The following is a 1,405-nucleotide window of genomic DNA, read 5'->3' as shown; positions in this document are numbered from 1 at the left end:
GAAGAGGGAGGTAAACCTATGAGAGATGGAGACCTTACATACGATGACTTCCTGCAACGACTAAACATCCAGGACGTATTGATTGACGCAGGGTATCACCTGAACCGTCGTGACGGTCTGCGCTATCCCTCGTATGTCCGTTTGGACAGCGACGGCAGACGTATCCGTGGTGACAAATTTATTGTGACACAACAAGGAAAATGCTGTTTCCACGCACAACAACAGAAAGTTTATAACATCATTTCCTTCATCAAGGAGCATCCGCACTTTTTCACGGAGTACCATGCGGGTATGTCTCCGGACAGACTGGTGAATCTTGTCTGTAACAGATTACTGAACATTCCTGTCACTGAACGGAAAACCAAAATAGTGAACCCTAAACGAGATGTAAAGCCATTTGACATAGCGGACTACGACATTCATAAGTTCAATCCGCAGAACCGGGAAACGCAGAAAAAATTTTATCCTTATTTTAAAAGCCGAGGTATCGACCTCTATACACAATATGCTTTCCATCGGCATTTTTATCTGGCTACGAAACACCGGGAGGACGGTGCAGCCTACACGAACCTGTCCTTTCCACTAACCCTGCCCAAAGGCGACGGAGAGATTGTGGGACTTGAAGAACGAGGACGTGCACGTATGGACGGGAGCGGCAGCTACAAAGGCAAAGCCGCAGGGAGCAATTCAAGCGAGGGACTGTGGATTGCCAGCCCTGCCCGCACTTCTCTCACCTCCGCCAAGCATATCTATTGGTTCGAAAGTGCTTATGATGCGATGGCATATTACCAACTTCATCAGGCAGAAAATAAGGAGTTGCGAAAGGCGGTTTTTATCTCTACCGGAGGGGCACCAAGCCAGCAGCAATTCAAAGGAACGATAAAGGTAACTCCTCATGCCTCACATCACCTTTGCTTCGATCATGACCGTGCCGGACAAGTCTATGCCATCCACTTTGCTCTCACTCATGCAGGCTGGAACTTCTCCACCTGTCTGTCACAAACCGGCAGACTGATTGTACAGGACAACAGCGAAGGCTATCCACAGTATGAAATAGGACTTGAACCATTCAATTTTGAAAAGATTATATCCATTCTGGGTATAAATGATGCAAAACAAAATTTGAAGAATGGGGAGCATGACGATATGGACATTGGGGACGGCTATCTACAGGAAATGAGAATGGTTCGTATGGATGAGTACGAAATGGCCTGTGCCGAGGGTTCTGCAAGTGAGGAAGAATTAGAGGCAATGAGAAATAATCTGGTAGCTATCGACAAGGCGATTGGGGCTTTCAATCCCGGTCCGAAAGATGTAGGACGTATCCTGTATGAATCTGCCGCAGAAGGTTATAAGGATTGGAACGACCAGCTACTCGACAAACGGATACAACCCAAAGAAAAGG

The 1,405-nt window shown here is 47.0% G+C and carries 1 protein-coding gene; it reads left to right on the top strand.

The window, feature by feature from the left end; translation table 11 throughout:
• Positions 1-18 precede the first annotated feature (18 nt).
• Positions 19-1,405, top strand: a 1,387-nt coding sequence (locus ABUA47_RS24810) for a toprim domain-containing protein (protein ID WP_349832295.1), incomplete at its 3' end; no start/stop codon positions are given.

The organism is Bacteroides sp. RTP31139st1_H2_RTP31139_211217 (genome assembly GCF_040227615.1).
In the GTDB taxonomy this organism is placed as follows: Bacteria; Bacteroidota; Bacteroidia; order Bacteroidales; family Bacteroidaceae; genus Bacteroides; species Bacteroides uniformis.
The sequence above is the reverse complement of the archived record's forward strand: the minus strand, read 5'-3'. Positions and strand labels throughout refer to the sequence as shown.